Raw genomic sequence first — 22,692 nt, forward strand, 5'->3', positions numbered from 1 at the left:
ATAACTACTATGGAAAAACGCAAACTAAGAATAAACGGTCACTCACACCTTCTTCCTTATCCTGAAGAGATTCCTGAATTCATGAAAGACAAAGGAATCTTTTGGGTAGATAAAGACCGAAAATTTATGCTTCAAAAAGATTGGAATCGACCGATTACAGATTCTAGTTTCTTTTTAGATGAAAAGCTTGCTTGGATGGAACATTTTAAGATTGATCATGCGGTTGTTCTAAATTTATCTCAACTCTATGGAAATGGATTAAGGCTTGAAGAAATGAAACAAGCCTTGCGTTTTCAAAATGATTTTAATGCTAAAGTCCAGAAAGAAAATCCGAGTAAATTCACCACAGGTTTTGTAGTGCATCCTGGTTTTGTAAGAGGTGCTTGTTGGGAAATTGAACGTTGTGTTGAAGAATTAGGGATGCAACTACTATGTCTACCAACGCATTACATGGATACTATTGGTACTTGGCGATGTATTTTTGATGAAGAAAACGAGCCTATTTTTGAACTTGCAGATAAATATAATTTGGCGGTTGAAGTTCACCCATATGATGGAGAGAAATTTATAAAACTTGAAAACACGACTTGGCGTTTTCATTTGATATGGATGTTAGCACAATGTGCAGATGCCTATCATTTTTTAACCTTAAATGGTTACTATGAAAAATACAAGAACATGCGTGTTTGCTTTGCTCATGGTGGACAATTAGCACAAATCAACTTAGGACGACGAATTCAAGGGTTTGATGGCAGACCTGATTTATTTGAAGGCAAAACACATCCTAGGAAAGCTGTTGGTCATAAAAACATTTTCTTTGACACTTTAGTACATGATACAGGTGGACTTGATTTACTTATGAAAAATCAAGGTTCTAAACAGGTATTGATGGGATTAGATGATCCCTATCCGTTAGGAGAAATGGAAAGCGAACAACAAAGTTCTTATCCAGGAAAAATATTAGATTTAGCTGTAGACCAAAACATAATAAACGAAACACAACGTGATGCCATTTGGGAAGACAATGTAATACAATGGTTGTGCGGTGATGACGAAGCAGCTAAACAAAAACTAGTAAATAGAATTTTGTCTTAACATAAATTTAAATCATAAAAAACCTTTCAACTCTAGATTTTAGAATTGAAAGGTTTTTCTGTTCTGTTTGGTTTTCTATTGTAAGCCTAATGCTTCTACTCCCTGTTCAAAAATAACATCGACAGGTATATTTGCATCAGTCAATCGATCTAAATCTACTTGAAGTTCTGGAGAAATAACACCTTTTGCCTTTACTAAATCAGCAACACCTTGATAATCACCATCACCTTGAAGCGTTAAAATAAGGTTTGACATATCTTTCATCGCTCCATTCATTTTTTCAAAGTTTACTTTATAAGTTCCGTCATCATTACGAGTAAAGGCTCCTTTTTCTTTAAAGAAATTAAAACGTATCATATTTGCTTTACCATGAGCTGAAGACGCTCCAAATCTAACAGAACGAAAAATACCTGCCATAAATGTGACCATATTATCTTTTAAATCTTCTTTCAGTTCTCCTTTAGCATGTAATTGTTGAATCATGTATAATCCTAAGATATCCGCTTTCCCTTCTTCTAAAGCACTAGCGAGTTCTTTCAAAGATGCCCTTACAGTTCCTTTGCCATTAATGGTATTCTTGATACCTAAACCATGAGCGACTTCATGAAACATTGTGTTTGCAAAAAACGCATCAAATGTGATATGCTTACGTTGACTTTCTTCAATTAATTCATCTGCAATTGGTACTAAAATTTTATCAAATTTTGCACGCATAGCATTTTTTAATTGTAAACGACGTGTTCCCTTTTGCAATTGTACTTCTTCATCATTAGGAAGGTTAATCGCAATGGTTTTACTACCCGAATTACAATCTCCTGCGTAATACACAACATCATATGCATTTAAATCACTATCTGTTCCTGGCGTTTCTGCTTTATACAAATCTTCGACAGGCAAACCTTCTTGAAGTTCGGGTAAGTAAGCACTAAACTTTGCCAAACGCTTACTCCATTCTTGATCTTTAATAAGCACATAACCTTCATGAGCTGCTTTATTCCCAAACATCTGATCTTCGTAGGTTTCAATTGGACCAATGACAATATCAAGCGTGTTGGTTTTCATGTCCATCCAAGCTAAATCACTGGCTTGGTAATTATCATCTAGCAAAGCTTGAGCTCTTAACTTTAAATAGACTAGCAAACCTTCGTCATCTGCAAACTCAGTAGCTTGTTTCAGTAAATCTGAAACCTCTTTTAATTCTTCTTTAAAATGTACATGGTAAGGAATGGAATATAATTCTCCGCTCTCATCACGTCTTACAAAATTATAAATGCTTGATTTGTTTTCTATATCTGCAGTTTCAAATTCTTCCTTTGACATGTCTTTTGGATAAAAGTTTGCTCCTAAAGGTTTTTCTTTAAAACTATCTACAAAAGATGAGTTACCATCAAGTCGATCCCAAGGACCATAATTAATTTTCACATATTCCTTAGTGTCTTCGTCTGAAATAGATTTTAACAACGCATCCTTATCTCCAAAAGATTCATACCAAAACAAATCATTCATTTTATCTGCAGCTTTTATAAGCAAAGGAAGCATTTTACGTTCATTTTCTGTTAATCCACTAAGATCTGCTGTAAGCTTAAAACTCACATATTTACTAAGATTCTTTTCCATTGGAGTCATTTTTTCTTGTGGAATAACAATCTCTTCTTTTTTATCTTCTTTACAAGAAATTACAAGTAGAGCCAATACGGCTATTAATACTAAATTCTTCATTTTATAGTTTTGATTTTAAATTCCGCGAAAGCGATAATTAGTTATTGATAGGTATCAAAGTTAGCCAAATTTTAATTATTTCTCAACAAAATCAGCAATGGGAATATCATTGATAAATACATTATCTAATACCGCCTCTCCATTCTTTATATAAACCAATGCATATGTGTTATCTGGCAAAGAATCCCTTTGCGCTTCCCTATGTGCTAATTCAGCATCATAAGCCTTAGTTTCTTCCATATAAAACTCGTTAAATGGAAATGTAAATTGGACTTCTTTCATATTGGTATTATACCAATCAACTTTAGCTTTAACAAAATCTCCATTTTCTGGAGCTTCCTTTTGAATAGCACTTGCTTTTACAAATCCGAAACTATCATTTACAATAGACACATAAATATCTTGATTAGTCTTCCAATCCATACTGTCAACTTTGAAACTTTCGAGTTCATAATTGAGATAAATGTATTTTCCTTTAAATGGATCTGAAGGGTCTATAGGTTCTGTTTTAAACTTGAATGCTTTTCCTTCATCTAGAATGGTTTCACGATGATTAATCATTTGAGCAGGAATACACAATTGAACTATTGCCAAAATGATAAATAGAATGAATATATATTTACTTTTCATAAGATTATTGTTTTAAGGTTTTAGCTTTAGATTTTTGTTTTCTTAACATGATGTAATTGGTTAAAAAGAAACTTAAACCAACACCAACAAACAGCAATCCTCTAATCACAAAACTCATGTTCGTATCGAAAAATCGACATACAACCAAAGCTGTGATGATAAACAATCCGTAATTTAAAATCCCAAAATGAAACTTATCTGCTCCAATTTTAATTGTCGTAATTCCTAAAGCAAGTATCAAAACATTAACAATGATTGTTCCTACGACCGGCAGATTTAAACCTCCTAAATACAGCAATGCAAATAGGATAAAAACGTATTGAAATAAATTAAACGATTTAATCCAATGCTTATAAAAAGCAAATCCGAGAATCAATACATTTACAATAAATAAAACTAAAGACAAGTAGCTTTCTTGAGCAAAGAATAACAACTGCTCAACAGACCAGAAACCATCAAAACTCATAGTTAGCATCAAAATAACAATCCCTAAAGACCCGAAAATCAGATAGCCATTTTTACGAAGTTTTTGCGAATCAAAAAACGGAATCTTACCAATTGTATAGAATATACTAAACAATAAGATATACATCAAGAATCCTAATTCAGATAAATCTTTAACAAAAGCTCCTAAAACAATAGTAAAACTTAAAGGATACAACCAGTTAAAAACAGAGGTTATATTATCGTTTGTTTTATGCTTCAGCAATTGAATATAATGTGGCAATGCTATAGCAATTAATACTAAATACATCCATGGTGTCTCATCTGAATAATAGTTGCCATAACCTATTTCATAGGCATAAAAAGTTACAAATACTAGATGTAAAATAGCCAGCATATTTGATTTCAAGAGATAAATCAAAGGAGCACATAATAAAATCCAAGTGAGGACATAAGCACTCAAATCGCCAGGAATATTATAAATCTGACTTACCAATGCAATACTTGATCCTACTGTAAAAAACAAAAAGGTTCCTGATGCTTCTTTCCAAGTTTTACTTTTCTTTTTTAGAATAGAGAACGCAACACTTATCTGACCAATAAGCAATGGTGAAAAAGCAAATAGGGTTTTTGTTGACCTGCTAAAATCATCCCAGTTATGAGCTAGTATTAAAATAACACCTAGCCCAACAAGTAAGGATCCCAACACACCAAAAACCACAAATAATCGATTAGGTGAATTACTTTGCTGTGATTGATAGTATGTTTCGATATTTGCTGCAACTTCTTGAGAAATAACGGCGTTGTTAACCAAATCTGGCAACTCTTTTAAAAGCCTAGAATTCATAATGATACATTTATAAAAATAAGTTAAGTATAAAATTAGAAACAAGAGTACTGAAAGACATAAAATAGACTTCTTAAATCAAGTTTCAAGTTTTTGAATTTAAGTATTAAAAAAAACCTCGCAGCAAAAGCTACGAGGCTTATTGTTAGCAATTTATTTTGCTAACCATCATCAAAACAAAAAAATCATATACACAATAATACCTTCGGCTATTCCAGTAATAATACTCATCCCTAGAATATCCTTGATCTTACTTCTCAAAAAGAAAACTGCACTTAAAATGGCCATAATTGCTGCCAGTAAAATTTCTAAGGCTTCAATTTTAGCCAATAAAAAAGTAATTCCAGTAAATGCTATGGTAATGCCTACAGTTATAAGACAAAATCTTATAATTTCATCTTTAGTATAGTTACCTTCTTTAAAACCTTTTCTTAGATCTCTTAGAATAGAGAGAATGAACAACAACGGCACTACCGATAAGAAGGGCGCGAAAATGATCTTAATTCCTTTAACTATTGTTAAGTCAAAATAAAAAAAGAAAGCAATAGCAGTAAAGGCAAGCAAGCCCGTTACAATAATAGATTGAAAGGTGAATAACAATTCTCTTTTATTAGAATTTGTTCTGGGTTTTGGACTGTCAATGATTGGATTCATAATTTTTAGTTTTAGATGATTTTACTTTTGTTATTTAATAATTATATGGTTGAGGCATTTTAGATGTTAGTGCTCTTTTATAATATTTGTATAGAACAAAAAGTCCTACTGCCGAAATGATATGCTTTAAAGAATGTCCGCTAAACTTGAGGTAATCAAAAACTAGCGCATCAAAATATTCAAGTGTTTTGGCAATTACATAAGCTAGTAGCAAAAACCAGTAGCCATTAACAGCATTAATTTTAAGTCTGAAGCACAGCAAAAGGATAGGTATAATCAGAATTGGATAAAACTGAACAAAAACATAAAGTCTCAGATCTTTTGTAATCAGCCAATAGACTATAGAAGCAATCCCTAAAACCAATAGTGGAAATAATAGGTTCTTCCCAATTTTGTCGTTAATTGATTCACTTATCAATATGGAAAGCAAAGACATAAATGCAACTGTCATTGGCAGTCTATCCCAAACTAAGGTTTCATGATTAGGGTTTAAATGATAATAGCTAGAACCCAAAGCAACAAGCAGAATACTCATAAAAAATATTAAGTACTGAAATCTCTTTTTATTGAATACATTAAGTTTCGTTAAGCCTAATATTCCTACAATCAAAAAAGGAAGGTTTGACAAGACATTCCAAAAATTAGGAATATTAAATATGGTCTTTATGTCTATAAAATTATGATAATCTAAACGCTGTTCAATTGGAGGGAAATTAAAAATAACGATTCCAAAAGCCACAGCAATTACCACAGTCAATATTTCGCCTATATGTTCAAATTTCATTTTCATAATAATTAACTGGTTATAAAAAACACATGTATAGCCAAAGAGAGCAACACTCCGCTTAAAATTCCGTTCACTTTTAAATTGTTGTACAATATATAATTCAGCACGTAACTACTAATTGTCGTTGAGTTGATAAGGTGTGCAAAAATGAGATGGTCTTCTAGTTTTTGTTGCGTGAAATACTCAATCAATTGCATACTTCCAACACTAATTATCATTGTTACGATTAGTAATAGAATTGCTGGTTTCTGATTTTTCCGTTTGTATTCATCAGTGTTTTTAGGCAAAAAATGTTCAATCAAAAGAAAGCGTACAAAAAATAGCATTGGTATTGGAAATAGAATAGACGCTATAATTTTTATGACATCCTTTAAGGTTTTGATTTCGTCATATCCTAGAAACACCAGATATACAAATACCACTACGGAAACGCCTATAGTTATTATAAAGGCAGTATTTACTTGCTTAAGTTTCATCTTAAAAACCTGCAATATTTACTTCTGTTATGGTACGATCTGACAAAAATGAAATCGCATTATTATATCTTTCAATAAGTTCTATTTGAATGGACTTAGAATACATCACTATAACACTTAGGAAAGCGATTAAAATCGTGGTTTTGAAAAAAGTTTTCATACTGTTTTGTTTTAATGATTATGATACAAATGTGCAACGAATAGCTCAACAACAAAACACAAGTTTTACTAAAAACTGACGATTAAATAATTAATAAACAATAAATAAATACTATTTTTATTATATTTTTACTTAAAATACTGACGATTAAATGACTAACCTAAACGCAATAGTTTCCACGTTTTCTACCGAAGAACAACAACAGTTTATTAAATATCTCGAAAAAAAGAACAAGCGAAACGACACCAAAAACATTCAACTATTCACACTACTGGTTAAAGAAGAATTCAACTCTAAAGAGTTGTGCAAAGCCATTTATGAAAGTGACAACAAAGTAGCTTACCATGCACTTCGAAAACGGCTTTACCAATCACTAATAGATTTTATTGCCAATACAAACCTGGAAGAAGAAAACTCTATTGACATGCAAATCATCAAATACATTCTTGCATCCAGAACATTCTTAATCAATAAACAGGCTAAAATAGCATATGCTATTTTAGAAAAAGCCGAAGTAATAGCTCAGGAGCATTCATTATTCCCAATATTAAATGAAATCTATCACACTAAAATTGAGTATGCTTATTTAAACCCTTCAGTAGATATAAATAGCTTGGTTTCGGAGTTTAAAACCAATCAAAAAAACCATTACCTAGAGGAAGAACTCAATATGGTTTATGCAAAAATCAAGCAAACCCTTAATGACATGACCTACAAAGGTCAGGTATTAGATTTTCAAACGATTTTAAATACCACATTAGCAGAACACAACATTAGTCTTAACGATTCGATGTCTTTCAAATCACTTTATCAACTAATGACTATTGTAAGTATTTCGGCTTTTGTGACTAATGATTATTTAAAAATAGAACCCTTCCTTTTAGATACCTATTTAAAGATTCAAACACATAAATTAAAAGACAAGCAGCTCTATTATCATATTCAAATCGTTTATATGATTGCGAATACCTTATTCAGAAACAAAAAATTTGAAGCCTCGTTATCACATTTGGAACAAATGAAGAGTTTAATGGAAGGACAACGAAAAAAGCATTTCAGAGCTTTTGAATTAAAATACAATTTACTGTTATCCCTAAATTTAAACTACAATGGAAATCAAAATAGAGCCATTGAACATCTTGAGAATTTTAAACAATCGAAACATCCTGATACCGAATCGGTTTTAGACATCCAATTAAGCTTGGTTATGTTTTACATACAAGGCTCAAGATTCAAAGAAGCGCATCACATTTTTTCAAAATTTTACCATACTGACAAATACTATACTGAAAAAGCAGGTATTGAATGGGTTATTAAAAAAAATCTTGTGGAAATTATTCTACACATCGAATTAGAAAATATTGATTTGGTTGAATCAAGACTACTTAGTTTTAAGAGGAACTACAATTCCTATTTAAAACAAATTCATCAAGAACGTGTCATAACCTATTTGCAACTCGTTAACCAATATTATAAGCATCCTGAATCGGCAACAACTGATACATTCAAAAATAAGGTTGAAATGTCCTTCAATTGGATAGAAGCTAAACAAGAAGACATTTTTGTTATGAGTTTTTTCGCTTGGCTGAAAAGTAAAATGGAAAACAAACCTCTTTACGAAACAACTTTACAACTGGTAGAAATTGCTCAAAAAAGTTAAATAGACGTTAAAACAAAAAATGGATTAAACTTTTCAAGGCTATTGAAGTCCTAAGTATATCAATTAAAAACAAATATTTTAAAATTATGAAAAAATTAATGCTAATTGCAATTGCTTTATTAACCTTAAACGCAATTGCTCAAGACAAAAAAAACAAGAAAGGACATCTTAAAGATTTATCTACTGAAGAAGTAGCTACTTTAAAAACGAAAAAGATGACTTTACATCTAGATCTTACGGAATCACAACAAACTGAAGTAATGGCTTTAGCTCTTGAAGAAGCAAAACATAAAGAAATTAAAAGAGCTATTCGTAAAGAAAAAAAGGAAAAAGAATCATCTCAGAAACCTACAAAAGAAGAACGTTACACAATGACTAACGAGCGATTAGATCGACAAATTGTAATGAAGAAAAAGATGAAAAGCATCTTAAATGCCGATCAATACGAAAAGTGGGAAACATCGCTTTCTAAGAGAAACAAAAAGAAACGAAAAAGACATCATGATAATAAATCTGATGAAAAACATTAATAATGATTGGTTAGTGTAGTTTAATTAGCATTGGTTTTTTTTAAACCAATGCTTTTTTTATTTGCCATTTTAAATTTAAAATCATTAATTTAGTCACTTAAATTTCTTTCTTAAAATTAACGATGATGAAAAAACTAATAACACTTTGCTTTTTTGCCTTTGCACTTTTATTTAGCACACAAGGATTGGATGCTCAAAATAAATTAGAAATCAATGCAGCTGCTTCTGAAAAAGCTAAAGAAATCCGAAAAACTATAAAGATTAATAACAATCAGTTAGAAGAAGTTTACCAAGCTTATAAAACATATGAAATTACATATCAAAAAATAAGCAGTGATTTACAAGGTAACGAAGCAAAACTGGAAAAAATTAATACTATTTTAGATACTAAACTAAAAGGAATCTTAAGCGAAGAGCAATTCGACAGATACCTTGCACTCTATAGAACAAATCAGTAATCTAAATCATTTATACTACAAAAAAACCTGCTTAACTATAAGCAGGCTTTTTTGTTATAAGCTTTTCGCTACTTTTTCAACAGCAGCAATAGTTTCATCTAAATCTTTGTAGGATAGCGCATCTGTAATGAACCAAGTTTCAAAAGCACTTGGAGCAATATAAATACCCTCGTTTAACATGCCGTGAAAAAAGGTTTTAAATGTATCATTATTACCCTTGGCAGAACTTTCAAAATCTACCACTTCATCTTCAGAAAAATGTATCGAAATCATTGACCCAATTCTATTAATTGTATGTGTAATTCCCGATGCAATCAAAACCTCAGAACAGCCTTTATGTAAATATGCCGTTTTCTCTGCTAAGCGTTGAAATAATTCAGCATCATTATCAATAGATGTTAGCATTGCAAATCCTGCAGCCATCGCTAATGGATTACCACTTAAAGTCCCAGCTTGATATACACTTCCTAGAGGTGCCAAATGATTCATGATTTCTTCACGAGCGGCAAAAGCACCAACTGGAAGACCACCTCCTATTACTTTTCCAAAGCAAATAATATCAGCATCAACTCCAAATAGTTCTTGACACCCACCTTTAGCAAGTCTAAAACCAGTCATTACTTCATCAAAAATCAGTAAAATATCATGAGCATCGCAAAGGCTTCTTAGATCTTGTAGAAAATTAGCTTTTGGCGGAATACATCCCATATTTCCAGCAACTGGTTCTAAAATAATACAAGCAATTTCATCTGGATTAGCTTCAATCAGCGCTTTTATAGCATCTATATCATTATACCTTGCTAATAAAGTGTCTTTAGCAGTTCCTTGAGTCACTCCTGGACTGTTAGGGCTCCCAAAAGTAACCGCTCCACTTCCAGCTTGAATTAAAAAAGAATCGCTATGACCATGGTAACATCCAGCAAATTTTATGATTTTGTCTTTTTTAGTATAACCTCTAGCCAATCGAACAGCACTCATACAAGCTTCTGTCCCAGAATTTACAAATCGGATTTTATCAATATTTGGCACCATAGATACGGCCAACTCCGCTATTTTCGTTTCAATTTCAGTTGGCATCCCAAAGGATGTGCCTTGTTTCGTTTTTTCAATAACTGCATTTACTACTGGCTCAAAAGCATGACCTAAAAGCATTGGTCCCCAAGAATTAATATAATCTATAAAACGATTATCGTCTTCATCATAAACGTAAGCTCCCTTGGCAGATTTAGCAAAAATCGGTGTTCCTCCAACCGCTTTGAAAGCTCTAACTGGAGAATTAACACCTCCAGGAATAACATGCTCAGCATCTTTAAAAAGCGCACTACTTCTTTTGTATAACATAGTATTTATTTTATAATCAAAACCTGACCGATTGACAATTCATTATCAGTAAGATTATTGAGTAATTTGAGTTCATCAACAGTGGTATCATAGGCTTTAGATAATGAATACAAAGTATCACCTTTAATTACCACATGATTGATTTGATTGTTTTTCTTATTTTTTTGAGTAACTTTTTTTCTACCTAAAACTTCATCGTCATACTGATCAAGTTGATAGCGTTCAATTAAACTAATTAGCTTTTCAGGATATTTTCTATCTGTTGCATAGCCTGCAGATCTAAGCCCTTTTGCCCAACCTTTATAATCATCTTCTCTTAATTGGAATAATTTTGAATAGCGACCACGAGTTGTTAAAAATGTAGAATGATCTTCGAATGAAGACTTTGCATGTTTATATTTTCTGAAGCATTCTTGAGACGCATCATCATCATGATATATTTTTTGACCTGTCCACCCATGACACTTAATCCCAAAATGGTTGTTTGCTTTAACCGCTAAACGACCTTTCCCTGAGCCCGACTCCAAAATCCCTTGAGCTAATGTAATACTAGCAGGTATTTTATACATCCGCATCTCTTCTTTAGCTATTTCACTAAAGTTAGCAATATAAGCTTCAGTAGCATTTGCAAAAGATTTAGGTTTTGAAGGTGTTTCAGGCGTTGAAGTCTTTTCAGATTCAGTTTTTTTTGAAACTTGCTCTGTTTTCTGACCACTACCTTTCTTTTTGGTAACAATTTTCCGCTTAGAACCACAACCTAAAACTAAAAACGAAATCATCAAAACAATACTAATTCTCTTCATAAATTTTTAAACGATTAAAGGCTTGTTTTGTTGTTTCAATTTCGCATTCATTCCTACAATTCCCTGTAAACCACCAGTATGAATAGCTAAGATTTTCGAGTCTTTTTTAAAATAACCTTTTGAAATTAAATCATAAATACCAAACATCATTTTACCAGTGTAAATTGGATCTAATGGCACATTATGTGTCTTCTTAAACTGATTTATAAAATGAATCAAATCTTCATTTACTTTGGCATAACCACCAAAGTGATAATCGGTAACAAGTTCCCAATTGGACTTCGTTGCAAATTTAGTAATTTCTTCTCTTAAAAAATCACCTTTTAAGGTCGGAAAACCAATAATTCTCTGATCAGGATCACTAGAATTTATTAAACCTGAAATAGTACCTCCAGTTCCTACTGGACAGCATATATAATCGAATTTCTCATTAACCTCAGTTAAAATCTCTTCGCAACCTTTAACTGCAAACTCATTAGTTCCTCCTTCTGGAATGAGGAAAAAATCACCAAACTCGTTTTCAAGTTCTTCAATAAAACTTTTAGAAGTTTTATCTCTATACGTTTCTCTAGTAACAAATTTAAATTTCATTCCACAAGCCTTCGAAAATGACAATGTAGAATTTAATGTTTTTAAATCCTGAAGCTCTTCCCCTCGAATAACACCTATGGTTTGAAGTCCTTTTTCCTGCCCAGCATGAGCCACAGCAGCTATATGGTTTGAGAAAGCACCTCCAAAAGTCAATAACACCTTTTTATTAAGCGCTTCAGCTTCAATCAAATTGTACTTAAGCTTCCTCAATTTATTACCCGAAACATAGGGGTGATTTAGATATTCAGGCTTTATAAAAACATGATAATCAATTGAAATAAGGTTTTTATCCATAAAATGAAACACTTTATCAAAAAAGTAAATAAAACACTAAATATCTGTAAAAATTATTTATTTTTGAGTAAATTTAGAGTTTACTTAGCCACAGTAGTATCTAGATCTTATAAATCCTACAAAAATTGATTGCAAAATAGTCAATATTGTTATGCCTTAAATTTAAAGATTATGACTAGAAAGATACTTTTCTTTTTTTTATTATTAGCAACAACACCCCAACTAGCTCTAGCACAAGCTCCTGGTAATGACTGCGCATCTGCTGTCCCTATAACTCTTGCTCCTGGTACTGCCGTATCAACAGGCCAACAATCAAATATAGGATTAACTAATGATTATGCATTAATAGGTTGTGGTGTAGGGAACGCTATATTTGTCGGGGGTATAGATGGCGTATACTCTATTGATGTTGTTTTAGGTGGCACTTATACTTTTGAATTCGCCAACTATGGCACTGTATGGAAGTCACTTAGGGTTTATAATTCTTGCCCTCTTACTGCTTGTGTACCTAATGGTATTTTAACTGGTGGTACAAATAATGAGGGAACATCAACAGCGGTCTTGACACCTGGCACCTATTATTTAGTTGTTGACTCACCCGCTGGTACTTTCCAGCCTGCTGTTTTTGAATTATTGATAACAACACCTATTTCAAATAGTGATTGTTCTGGTGCCGTTGAATTATTTTCAACCGTAGACTGTTCCTTTGTTACATATACCAATGAAGGCGCTACGAATTCTACAGGAGAACCTCTTCCAACTTGTGGTAATTATCAAGGTGGTGATGTTTGGTTCACTTATGAGGTAGATTCTGGTGGAGAATTTACTATTACTACTGAAGCTAATGTAATGACAGATAGCGGTATGTCAGTATATTCAGGTACTTGTGGTTCTTTAACTCAGTTAGATTGCAATAATGATTTTTTTGGGTTTGCAAGTATGTCTTCGATAACGCTTACAGGCAGACCACCTGGAGAGATTATTTATGTAAGACTTTGGGAATATGGAAATGACAATAATGGTACTTTTGAAATTTGTGTTACAACACCATTACCTCCTGGCAACAATGGCGTGTATTCAGACTGCCCAAATGAAAGAGGCTTAGAATTGACATCAGATTATACTTGTCCTGCTGGTGTGAATGCAGCAGCTGTAGTTTTTGGAAATCTTGAGAGTGCTCCAACTGCATTTAAACCAAACGGTATCCCAGTCAATTCGGCAGTTTGTAATTTTTCAACATCACTAAGACGATATGAAGAAATAAACTTCACAGTGCCTACAAATGGTGTGTATGTATTTGAAATGACAGCAGCTTCTGGTTTTGATGGTATGGGATATATTGTTCAACAAGGTTTTACACCTGGGGTTTGTGGAGCCGGATTTGTGAGAGTTGATGATGATTCAGGCCCAGGCAATTTACCACAATTAACAGTAACATTAACGGCTGCAACACCTTATACACTTGTTACTACTGAGTATTTTTCAGGTGGCAGTGGAAATAGCCCTTATACTTGGACGATAACTTCTGGGCAAAATGTAAATTGGACTACAGTAATTCCAATAGATTGGTATACTGTAGCCGTTGGAGGCTCTCCTATTACAACAGGAGCAGGTTTTAGCCCTGTAAACTTTCCTGGTTCTGGATTAACAGATACTAGTATTCCTGGGATTTACCCGTATTGGTTTGCTTGTTCTACTGCTCCAACAATAAGAACTCGAGTAGATTACGTGATAGGTAAACATTGGAATGGTACAACAAATGATTGGAATACTCCATCAAATTGGTCTGGAAATTCAGTTCCTACTGATTCTCAATGTATATATATTCCAGCAGGAACTCCTAATGACCCTATTATTGCCGATGATGACAATGGAGATGGTTTTAACCTAAACATTGAAACTGGAGCTTCGCTTACTTTAACATCTAATATTAATGATGACCTCACTGGCTCTACATTAACAATTCAAGATTACATTGCTATACAAGGCACTGGATTATTAACGGTTGGTGATGATGCTAGTTTAATTCAAGTAAATGACACACCTTCTGCTCCGAATAGTGGAGATATCGTACTAAATAGAAATGCTTCTATTAGACTTTTAGACTACGTCTATTATTCCAGTCCTGTTCAAGGGTTTGATGTATCCAATGTTTATGGTGGTTTTACACCCACTCATATTTATGAATGGGAACCAACAACAGCAACAGGTTTTTTAAGTATGCCAGGAAATGTACCTATTATTGTAGGTAATTGGAATAATTTAAATTCTGGAGTCATGGATCTTGGTAAAGGCTATGCGGTAAGAGGCCCTTCTAATCATACAGCAACTTTATCAACAGCAACCTCAGTGTTCACTGGAGTACCAAATAATGGTGTGATTACACAAGCTATTAGCAGTGGTAATTATTCTGGAGGTGGTTTGCTCTACAACCCTTATGGTACAGATAACTTAAGCGCAACTCAACTTGACGATAACTGGAATCTCATTGGTAATCCTTACCCATCTGCTTTAGATGCTGATGCTTTTTTAATGCTTCCAAGTAATAATATAATAGAAGGCGCTGTGCATATTTGGACTCATGGAACAGCTATTGGTAACAATGGAGATTCGTTTTATGATGATTTTGTATACACCTACAGTGCTGCTGATTATATCACTTACAACATATCAGGTAGCAGCTATCCAAATGAGACATTTTTAGGAAATATTGCTTCTGGACAAGGCTTTTTTGTATTGGCTTTAGCAGATAATGAGTCTGGTAATGTAACTTTCAATAACAGTATGCGTGGCAGAACGCATAGTAATACTGAATTTTACAGAACATCTAGCGGAAATGAAAACGTATCAAATACTGACACAATAGAACGTCACCGTATTTGGTTAGATTTAATTAATCAAAACGGCGCATCATCAAACATATTAGTTGGTTATATTGAAGGTGCAACTCAAGAAAAAGACAGATTATTTGACGCATTTACTCGAGAAGTTAATAGCTTAAGCATCTATTCTAAAATTGGAGATGAACGAATGATAATTCAAGGACGTTCATTACCTTTTGATGAAAATGATCAAGTGCCTTTAGGAACAGTTATTCCTCAAGCTGGAGAATATACAATTGCAATAAGTAATGTAGATGGCTTATTTTTAGATGATAGTCAAAACATCTATTTAGAAGACACGCAAACTGGAGTAATCCATAATTTAAGAGCAGCGCCATACTCATTTACAGAAAGTGAGGCTATAGATTACGAAGACAGGTTCATTCTAAGGTATACAGATGATGCTTTAAGTATAAACGAATTGGAATTAAACGCATTAAGTATTATAGCTCCAAAAGGGGAATATATAAAAATCAATTCAGACAGCAGCCCAATAGATGCGGTTATAGTCTATGACCTTTTAGGAAGAGTGATATTTGACAAGAACACTATTAACCAATCTGAATTTGTTTTAAATAACCATAACTTTTCTAGTGGTACATATATTGTTAAAGCAACATTAGCAAATGGTAAATCTAAAGCTCAGAAAATAGTATTAAAACGTTAAGTATTACTATATAAACTTCCAAAAGAGCCTTGACTATTTTAAATCAAGGCTCTTTTGATTTGTTAATACTCCGATTTTAAAAAACCATACCTTTTTAACTTCAAATAAATTGCATTAATCCTTCCTAGGCTAATTACTGAAACATAAATTTTAATCTAAATTTATAAGTATCATAAATACATGGTAATCAATGGCGATAAGGTTTTTATCCAAAAAAAGAAACACTTAAACCAAAAAAAAAAAAAAAATTAAATTTTTGTTAAAATCACAAGTATATTGATTACATTGTTATCGTATTGCTACCCAAATCTATCTGAAATTTTTAACCTCATTTAAGACCCATTAGTATATGGTTTACAGGTCTTATTTTTAAATTTTATAATATGATTAGAAAATTACTTTTTTTAGCACTTACTACACTTCTTTATTGCTCAGTTAACGGACAGACTGTTATTTCTAATCCTAATGACTGTATTCAAGATTATACAATAGAAGCCAAAACTATAGCAGGAAACAATCAACGTGTTGATGATATTCTAATCTCATGGGATTTCAAAGAACTTTCCAAGTTAGAAAATGTAGAACTAAGTTTCCAAGTTCAACCTCTAAATTCTTGCTGGAAAAAGCTTGACGGAAAAATTCGCTCAAGTCTTAAAACATATAAAATTAGAAATTTCATTGAAAACACTAGTGGAAGTCAAAAACTAGAATTTAATAACCTGAATTGCAAATGTTTAAAATGGAAGGCTATAATAATTGACCTAAGAACAAACTGTCAAATTGAAACTGAATGGCAATTTACTAGCTTTTTGTAATTACAAACGAATTAATGCATTTGATGACATGAAAAAAATTACATTTCTCATTATTTTTTCAATTTCGCTTAACTTATCCTTTTCGCAAGGAACTGATATACTAGGTGCTGAACAATTTTGTTCTGGCAATTCTCAATTAACATTTAACAATGTTTATGGTGGCTCAGATTTCACACCTGTTGGCTGTTTAGGCTCAATACCGAATGCTAGTTATTTCTATATGGTAATTGATCAACCAGGAGATTTATATTTCAATATTAATCAAGAGGATCTATTTGGAGCACCTATTGATGTAGATTTTATTGCTTGGGGACCTTTTATCGATCTTAATGATGCAAATACAAGTATTACTTATACAGATTGCCCTACATGTCCTAACAATGCAGGTAATCCTACATTTTACCCTTATGCTCCGGATTATATTACAGACTGTAGCTATGATGCAGCTCCAACTGAAACAATGACTATTTTAAATGCATTACCTGGTCAAATTTATGTTGTATTAATTACTAATTTTGATAGTGATGAAGGGATTATTAATTTCCAGCAAGTTGGAGGACTAGGAACTACAACCTGTTCTATCTTGCCAGTTTGTGGTAATAAATACTTTGATGTAGGCGGTCCAACTGGAAATCATGCAGGTTACGAAACAACGACTATAACACCTTATTTTGCAGGAGGAACTGTAACCGTAGATTTCACACTTGTTGACATTCCAGATCCTGGAGATGTATTAACCGTATATAATGGTCCTAATAATACGTTTCCTGTTTTGGGTATTGTTACTGGACTACCAGCTATATTCACTTCTACAACAGCAGCAAATCCTACTGGAGCTATAACCTTTGAACTCATAAGTAACAATGATACCAACGTTGGTACTGGTTGGGAAGCAGATATCACCTGTACACCACCACCTCCTCCTCCAACTTGTGGCGAAACGTTTTATGATAGTGGAGGTTCTGGAGGTAATTATGTTGCTAACGAAGCACAAGTAATAAACGTTTTTGCTGATACTGCTGGTGATATAGTAACAGTAACCTTTACAGCATTTAACACAGAAAATGGTGCTGATGTATTAACCGTTTATGATGGCCCGAATATTACTTATCCTGTACTTGGAATCTTCTCAGGCACAACGATTCCTGGTCCATTTACCTCTAGTGACCTGTCAGGTGCACTAACTTTTGTTTTTACTAGTAATGCCACTATTGAAAGTAGTGGTTGGACAGCAGATATCACATGTGTAACACCTCCAACTTGTGGCTTTACCTTTTATGACAGTGGTGGGCCAAGTGGAGATTACTTAGCTAATGAATTACAAACCAACACATTTTATCCTGATACGCCTGGTGATCTTGTTACAGCGACATTTACAGCATTTGATATAGAATCATGCTGTGATGATCTATATGTTTATGATGGTCCTGATAGCACATATCCACTCTTAGGTGTTTTTGCAGGAACAACAATTCCAGGGCCTTTTACATCCTCAGATGCCAGTGGTGCATTGACTTTCGTTTTTGATAGTGATAGCTCTGTTCAATATAGTGGTTGGGTTGCTAATTTAACCTGCAGGACTCCCATTTGCGGTACTACAGTTTATGACAGTGGTGGTTTAGGAGGAGATTATTCTGCTAACGAATCCGAAACAACAACCTTATATCCAGATATTGCTGGCGACTTAGTAAACGTAATTTTTTCTGCTTTTAACACACAAAACGGTATTGATGAATTAAGTATTTATGATGGTCCTGATGCAACATATCCATTACTAGGAACATTCTCTGGCACTACAATTCCTGGCCCTTTTACGTCTTCGGACTTAGCCACAGGTGCTCTTACCTTTGTTTTTACCAGTAATAGTTCTATTCAAAACAGCGGTTGGGCTGCAGACGTAATCTGTTTACCACCTCCAACATGTGGTAATACATTTTATGACAGTGGAGGCGCTGGTGGAAATTACTCTGCCTATGAATTACAAACCACAACATTTTTCCCTGATACGCCTGGTGATGTTGTTACAGCAACATTTACAGCATTTTATACTGAAGGATGTTGCGATGATCTTTATGTTTATGATGGTCCTGATAGCACATATCCACTCTTGGGTGTTTTTGCAGGAACTACAATTCCAGGACCTTTTACATCTACTGATGCATCAGGAGCTTTAACCTTTGTTTTTGACAGTGATAGCTCTGTTCAATATAGTGGTTGGGCAGCAGATTTAACTTGTAGCGCTCCCATTTGCGGTACTACAGTTTATGACAGTGGTGGTTTAGGAGGAAATTATTCAGCTAACGAATCGGAAACAACAACCTTATATCCAGATATTGCTGGCGACTTAGTAAATGTAACTTTTACTGCTTTTAACACACAGAATGGTATTGATGAATTAAGTATTTATGATGGTCCTGATGCAACATACCCATTACTAGGAACATTCTCTGGTACAACTATTCCTGGCCCTTTTACGTCTTCAGACTTAGCAACTGGTGCTATTACCTTTGTTTTTACCAGTAATGGTACTATTCAAAACAGCGGTTGGGCTGCAGACGTAATTTGTTTACCACCTCCAACTTGTGGCACTACGTTTTATGACAGTGGTGGCGCTGGTGGAGATTACTCTGCCTATGAATTTCAAACCACAACATTTTTCCCTGATACGCCTGTTGATGTTGTTACAGTAACGTTTACTGCATTTGATTTAGAAACATGTTGTGATGAATTATTAGTGTATGATGGTCCAGACGCAACATATCCCTTACTAGGAACATTTGCTGGAAACACAATTCCAGGACCTTTCACATCTTCGGATGCTAGTGGTGCATTAACTTTTGTTTTTGATAGTGATAGCTCTGTTCAATATGATGGTTGGGCAGCTGACGTAACATGTGCAAGCAACTGCAACTTAAGCATTACAGATACAATCTATCCAATTGGTGCAGACGAATGTACGCTTGACTATACTGAATTAGTTGCTACAACAGGTAACCCATCATTAAATAGAATAGATATATTTTCTGAAAATTTTAATGGAGCAGGTATGCCTACTGGCTGGACTATATTTAATGCAACTCCAAATACAATTTGGACAATTGCAAATAGTAATCAAGCAGGTGGTACTGCTAACGAAGTTGTATTAGATTGGAATTCTGGAACTACAGATACTGGTAATTGGAGACTAACCTCGCCAACTATTGTAATTTCTGGTGAAACAAATTTAGCACTTGAATACAATCAATTCTTTGATTATTATTCAGCCACCTATCCTCACTCTATTTATGTAGAGACAAATGTTGATGGTGCTGGTTGGGTAACACAAAGTTCTAATCTTAATATTGGAGCAGATATTGGTCCTAATGCACCTAATTTGGATTTATCTGCTATAAGTGGAAACAATCTTCAAATTAGATTTAGAATGAATGGGAATCCATTTGGTTTTAATTATTGGTACTTAGATAATATTTTATTAACTGCAGACGGTATACCAACAGCGCCACAAATCACATGGGCCCCAGTCGTTGGCTTATTTACAGACAGCTCCTTAACTACGCCTTATATTCTAAATGATTACGCAGGCACAGTTTATGCAAACCCTAACAGTACACTAACCTATACTGCAACAGAAGATTCTTCTGCATGTACAGATACTATTATTGTTGACAGAAATGACAATATTTGGCTAGGAAATACTAGTGATTGGAATACAGCAACAAATTGGTCATTAGGAACTATTCCAACTGATAGCGAACGTGTAATTATCCCAAATATCACAGCAATACAATCACCATTAATTCTGGGAGGAGCTCCTATACCTCCTGCTGTATCTAGAGCTGGATGTTTGACCATTGAATATGATGGATTTATCGAAATAGGAAATGGTGGAAGATTAATTGTAACCAATAGCATTACTGTTGAAGAAGACCCCTCTCCTGCCATTACTGATGGTAAATTACTCATCAGAAGTGGTGGTAATTTAGTTCAAATAACAGGCGGAGCTATTAACACAAACAACAATAGCGGAGATATCAAAATGCAACGAAGTGTGACAGGTGTTGCATCTGACAGTTATGTGTATTGGTCTTCGCCAGTTGAAGGATTTGACGTACAAAATGTTTCACCGCTTTCTAGCAATATTTTCGAATGGGATCCTACTACATCAGTAGCAGTACCTTATGGTAACTGGATAAATCCAGTAAGTTCTACTATGACTCAAGGAAAAGGCTATATTATTAGAGACATTCTTGGCACTACTCCTGAGGGTGGAACCATCACGCCTCCTGCAACTACATCAGAATTTATTGGAGTACCTCGTAATGGTGAATTAACAATACCTATTTATAGAGGAAATCACCTTCCTGCTGATGGAAACTATCCTGGTGCAGGAAATACGCAAGCAACACCTTTAGATGATAACTGGAATTTAATTGGTAATCCATATCCATCTTCTATTTCGGCAGATGCTTTTATTACCGAAAATGCAGCTTTGATAACTAACGACACCGATCCCAGCATTAGCGGAACAATATGGCTATGGCGTCATGAAAATACGACCAGTATAATTAATGACCCTTTTTATGGTGATTATTACTATAATTACAATGGAAATCAATATGCTGCATATAATTTATCTGGACCAAACCCTAGTGGTTTTAATGGCAACATTGCTTCAGGGCAAGGATTCTTCGTGCTTATGGAAGATATAGCTGGACCAACCTTAAGTGCTGATATCACATTTAGAAATTCAATGAGGTATTTCACAATATCTGGTGATAATGATGCATATGATAACAACAGTTTTTTAAGATCCGCAACTAACGAATCCACTACAACTAATGCAATTGAACGTCATAGAATATGGTTAGATTTAATAAAACCAAATAATGATGCGACATCTATCTTAGTTGGTTATATTGAAAATGCTACAAATGCTATTGATCGTTTATTTGATGGCTATGATTTAAATAAATTTGGGACAAGACTATATTCAATAATTGACGACAAAGAATTTTCAATTCAAGGAAAAACCTTGCCTTTTGATCAAGAGGATAGAGTGCCACTTGGTATAATAATAACTGAAAATGCTATACATCAAATAGCTATAAATACCGTTGATGGTTTATTTGAAAATGAATCACAAGATATTTATCTAGAAGATACCTATACAAATACAATTCATGATTTACGCATATCACCTTATAGTTTTACTTCTGAAAATGGAACTTTTAACGACCGATTCATTCTAAGATATACAAATGATACTCTCGGAATAAATGAATTAGAATTAGGCTCAGGATTAATTATTGTAGCTCCGCAAAACAATTATATTAAAGTAAATTCTGAGCGAAGCTTAATTGAATCAGTCATTGTTTATGACCTTTTAGGAAGAGTATTATTTGATAAGAATTCTATTAACGAATCTGAATTCATTTTAAATAACCATAACTTTTCTAGTGGTACATATATTGTAAAAGCAACATTAGCAAATGGTCAATCTAAAGCTCAAAAAATAGTATTAAAAAATTAAATTTTAATAAAGTTTATAAAATTCCAAAGAGGCCTTAATTTTAAATAATTAGGGTCTTTTTCATTTACATAAGCCTCTCTTTCAAATGAAATATTCTTATAAGCTTTTTTCCAATTTCCATAAACTAAAAGGCGAATCAAAAATTCAATACTATACCATAAATAAAATACAATAATAAGAAGTTCTAATTGCTGTCTTAAATGGATTTTCTCATGGTTCACTAAATTAATGTCAGTTTTCAAACGCCTATGTTTAAGGAAAACGAAAGGGAAAATCGTAATTCCAACATAACCTTTAGGCACCAAATAT

At 33.5% G+C, this 22,692-nt stretch carries 18 protein-coding genes; 7 read left to right on the forward strand and 11 right to left on the reverse strand.

The features are described 5' to 3' along the window. Positions 1-9: 9 nt before the first annotated feature. On the forward strand, positions 10-1,095 hold the full coding sequence (locus tag RH81_RS13045) for an amidohydrolase family protein (RefSeq protein WP_033960996.1): 1,086 nt from the start codon (positions 10-12) through the stop codon (positions 1,093-1,095). 75 nt (positions 1,096-1,170) lie between these two features. On the opposite strand, the gene RH81_RS13050 is transcribed toward RH81_RS13045, so the two are convergent. The 7 genes from RH81_RS13050 to RH81_RS17040 all read right to left on the reverse strand — a co-directional run bounded on the left by RH81_RS13050 (position 1,171) and on the right by RH81_RS17040 (position 6,812). Further along, complete coding sequence (locus RH81_RS13050) at positions 1,171-2,814, reverse strand: dipeptidyl-peptidase 3 family protein (RefSeq protein WP_033960997.1); 1,644 nt, start codon at positions 2,812-2,814, stop codon at positions 1,171-1,173. Between the two features lie 75 nt (positions 2,815-2,889). Next, positions 2,890-3,444, reverse strand: a complete 555-nt coding sequence (locus tag RH81_RS16575) for a GDYXXLXY domain-containing protein (protein ID WP_081988318.1) — start codon at positions 3,442-3,444, stop codon at positions 2,890-2,892. A gap of 4 nt (positions 3,445-3,448) precedes the next feature. Next, complete coding sequence (locus tag RH81_RS13060) at positions 3,449-4,735, reverse strand: DUF2157 domain-containing protein (RefSeq protein WP_033960998.1); 1,287 nt, start codon at positions 4,733-4,735, stop codon at positions 3,449-3,451. A 171-nt stretch (positions 4,736-4,906) separates the two neighbouring features. Next, the gene (locus tag RH81_RS13065; RefSeq protein WP_033960999.1) at positions 4,907-5,389 is read right to left on the reverse strand and encodes a hypothetical protein; all 483 of its coding nucleotides are present in this window, start codon (positions 5,387-5,389) and stop codon (positions 4,907-4,909) included. A gap of 34 nt (positions 5,390-5,423) precedes the next feature. After that, positions 5,424-6,173, reverse strand: coding sequence for a ceramidase domain-containing protein (locus RH81_RS13070; protein WP_161791992.1), 750 nt, complete (start codon positions 6,171-6,173; stop codon positions 5,424-5,426). A gap of 11 nt (positions 6,174-6,184) precedes the next feature. Continuing rightward, on the reverse strand, positions 6,185-6,652 hold the full coding sequence (locus RH81_RS13075; protein WP_033961001.1) for a hypothetical protein: 468 nt from the start codon (positions 6,650-6,652) through the stop codon (positions 6,185-6,187). Position 6,653: 1 nt separating this feature from the next. After that, positions 6,654-6,812 carry a hypothetical protein gene (locus RH81_RS17040; RefSeq protein ID WP_161791993.1) on the reverse strand — a complete coding sequence of 53 codons (159 nt, stop codon included), beginning with the start codon at positions 6,810-6,812 and terminating at the stop codon, positions 6,654-6,656. A 151-nt stretch (positions 6,813-6,963) separates the two neighbouring features. On the opposite strand from RH81_RS17040, the gene RH81_RS13080 reads away from it, so the two are divergent. The 3 genes from RH81_RS13080 to RH81_RS13090 all read left to right on the forward strand — a co-directional run bounded on the left by RH81_RS13080 (position 6,964) and on the right by RH81_RS13090 (position 9,460). Beyond that, positions 6,964-8,472, forward strand: a complete 1,509-nt coding sequence (locus RH81_RS13080) for a hypothetical protein (protein ID WP_033961002.1) — start codon at positions 6,964-6,966, stop codon at positions 8,470-8,472. Positions 8,473-8,558: 86 nt separating this feature from the next. Further along, a complete protein-coding gene (locus RH81_RS13085) occupies positions 8,559-9,002 on the forward strand; it encodes a hypothetical protein (RefSeq protein WP_033961016.1) in 444 nt (147 codons plus the stop codon). A 125-nt stretch (positions 9,003-9,127) separates the two neighbouring features. Continuing rightward, positions 9,128-9,460: a hypothetical protein gene (locus RH81_RS13090; protein WP_152604835.1), complete on the forward strand. Its 333-nt coding sequence runs from the start codon at positions 9,128-9,130 to the stop codon at positions 9,458-9,460. A 54-nt stretch (positions 9,461-9,514) separates the two neighbouring features. Here RH81_RS13090 and hemL read toward each other — a convergent pair whose 3' ends face one another. From hemL to RH81_RS13105, 3 genes are read right to left on the reverse strand one after another with little or no spacing between them, the layout of a single operon-like run. After that, complete coding sequence (hemL, locus tag RH81_RS13095; RefSeq protein WP_033961026.1) at positions 9,515-10,801, reverse strand: glutamate-1-semialdehyde 2,1-aminomutase; 1,287 nt, start codon at positions 10,799-10,801, stop codon at positions 9,515-9,517. Between the two features lie 5 nt (positions 10,802-10,806). Next, entirely contained in the window at positions 10,807-11,604 is a 798-nt protein-coding gene (locus RH81_RS13100) for a glucosaminidase domain-containing protein (protein ID WP_033961029.1), read from the reverse strand. Between the two features lie 6 nt (positions 11,605-11,610). Further along, positions 11,611-12,489 carry a 1-aminocyclopropane-1-carboxylate deaminase/D-cysteine desulfhydrase gene (locus RH81_RS13105; protein ID WP_033961030.1) on the reverse strand — a complete coding sequence of 293 codons (879 nt, stop codon included), beginning with the start codon at positions 12,487-12,489 and terminating at the stop codon, positions 11,611-11,613. Between the two features lie 171 nt (positions 12,490-12,660). On the opposite strand from RH81_RS13105, the gene RH81_RS13110 reads away from it, so the two are divergent. The 3 genes from RH81_RS13110 to RH81_RS13120 all read left to right on the forward strand — a co-directional run bounded on the left by RH81_RS13110 (position 12,661) and on the right by RH81_RS13120 (position 22,383). Then, positions 12,661-16,038, forward strand: coding sequence for a T9SS sorting signal type C domain-containing protein (locus RH81_RS13110; protein WP_033961031.1), 3,378 nt, complete (start codon positions 12,661-12,663; stop codon positions 16,036-16,038). Positions 16,039-16,421: 383 nt separating this feature from the next. Further along, positions 16,422-16,853, forward strand: coding sequence for a hypothetical protein (locus tag RH81_RS13115; protein ID WP_033961032.1), 432 nt, complete (start codon positions 16,422-16,424; stop codon positions 16,851-16,853). 28 nt (positions 16,854-16,881) lie between these two features. Next, positions 16,882-22,383 carry a CUB domain-containing protein gene (locus tag RH81_RS13120; RefSeq protein WP_033961035.1) on the forward strand — a complete coding sequence of 1,834 codons (5,502 nt, stop codon included), beginning with the start codon at positions 16,882-16,884 and terminating at the stop codon, positions 22,381-22,383. Here RH81_RS13120 and RH81_RS13125 read toward each other — a convergent pair. Then, positions 22,380-22,625, reverse strand: coding sequence for a hypothetical protein (locus RH81_RS13125; protein ID WP_338152382.1), 246 nt, complete (start codon positions 22,623-22,625; stop codon positions 22,380-22,382). The genes RH81_RS13120 and RH81_RS13125 overlap by 4 nt on opposite strands. Positions 22,626-22,692: the final 67 nt, after the last annotated feature.

The sequence above is a fragment of the Psychroserpens jangbogonensis genome, assembly GCF_000797465.1.
GTDB lineage: Bacteria > Bacteroidota > Bacteroidia > Flavobacteriales > Flavobacteriaceae > Psychroserpens > Psychroserpens jangbogonensis.

Coding starts and splice junctions, on each gene's coding strand:
- RH81_RS13045 (WP_033960996.1), top strand. CDS start 10: ATGGAAAAACGCAAACTAAGAATAAACGGTCACTCACACCTTCTTCCT.
- RH81_RS13050 (WP_033960997.1), bottom strand. CDS start 2,814: ATGAAGAATTTAGTATTAATAGCCGTATTGGCTCTACTTGTAATTTCT.
- RH81_RS16575 (WP_081988318.1), bottom strand. CDS start 3,444: ATGAAAAGTAAATATATATTCATTCTATTTATCATTTTGGCAATAGTT.
- RH81_RS13060 (WP_033960998.1), bottom strand. CDS start 4,735: ATGAATTCTAGGCTTTTAAAAGAGTTGCCAGATTTGGTTAACAACGCC.
- RH81_RS13065 (WP_033960999.1), bottom strand. CDS start 5,389: ATGAATCCAATCATTGACAGTCCAAAACCCAGAACAAATTCTAATAAA.
- RH81_RS13070 (WP_161791992.1), bottom strand. CDS start 6,173: ATGAAATTTGAACATATAGGCGAAATATTGACTGTGGTAATTGCTGTG.
- RH81_RS13075 (WP_033961001.1), bottom strand. CDS start 6,652: ATGAAACTTAAGCAAGTAAATACTGCCTTTATAATAACTATAGGCGTT.
- RH81_RS17040 (WP_161791993.1), bottom strand. CDS start 6,812: ATGAAAACTTTTTTCAAAACCACGATTTTAATCGCTTTCCTAAGTGTT.
- RH81_RS13080 (WP_033961002.1), top strand. CDS start 6,964: ATGACTAACCTAAACGCAATAGTTTCCACGTTTTCTACCGAAGAACAA.
- RH81_RS13085 (WP_033961016.1), top strand. CDS start 8,559: ATGAAAAAATTAATGCTAATTGCAATTGCTTTATTAACCTTAAACGCA.
- RH81_RS13090 (WP_152604835.1), top strand. CDS start 9,128: ATGAAAAAACTAATAACACTTTGCTTTTTTGCCTTTGCACTTTTATTT.
- hemL (WP_033961026.1), bottom strand. CDS start 10,801: ATGTTATACAAAAGAAGTAGTGCGCTTTTTAAAGATGCTGAGCATGTT.
- RH81_RS13100 (WP_033961029.1), bottom strand. CDS start 11,604: ATGAAGAGAATTAGTATTGTTTTGATGATTTCGTTTTTAGTTTTAGGT.
- RH81_RS13105 (WP_033961030.1), bottom strand. CDS start 12,489: ATGGATAAAAACCTTATTTCAATTGATTATCATGTTTTTATAAAGCCT.
- RH81_RS13110 (WP_033961031.1), top strand. CDS start 12,661: ATGACTAGAAAGATACTTTTCTTTTTTTTATTATTAGCAACAACACCC.
- RH81_RS13115 (WP_033961032.1), top strand. CDS start 16,422: ATGATTAGAAAATTACTTTTTTTAGCACTTACTACACTTCTTTATTGC.
- RH81_RS13120 (WP_033961035.1), top strand. CDS start 16,882: ATGAAAAAAATTACATTTCTCATTATTTTTTCAATTTCGCTTAACTTA.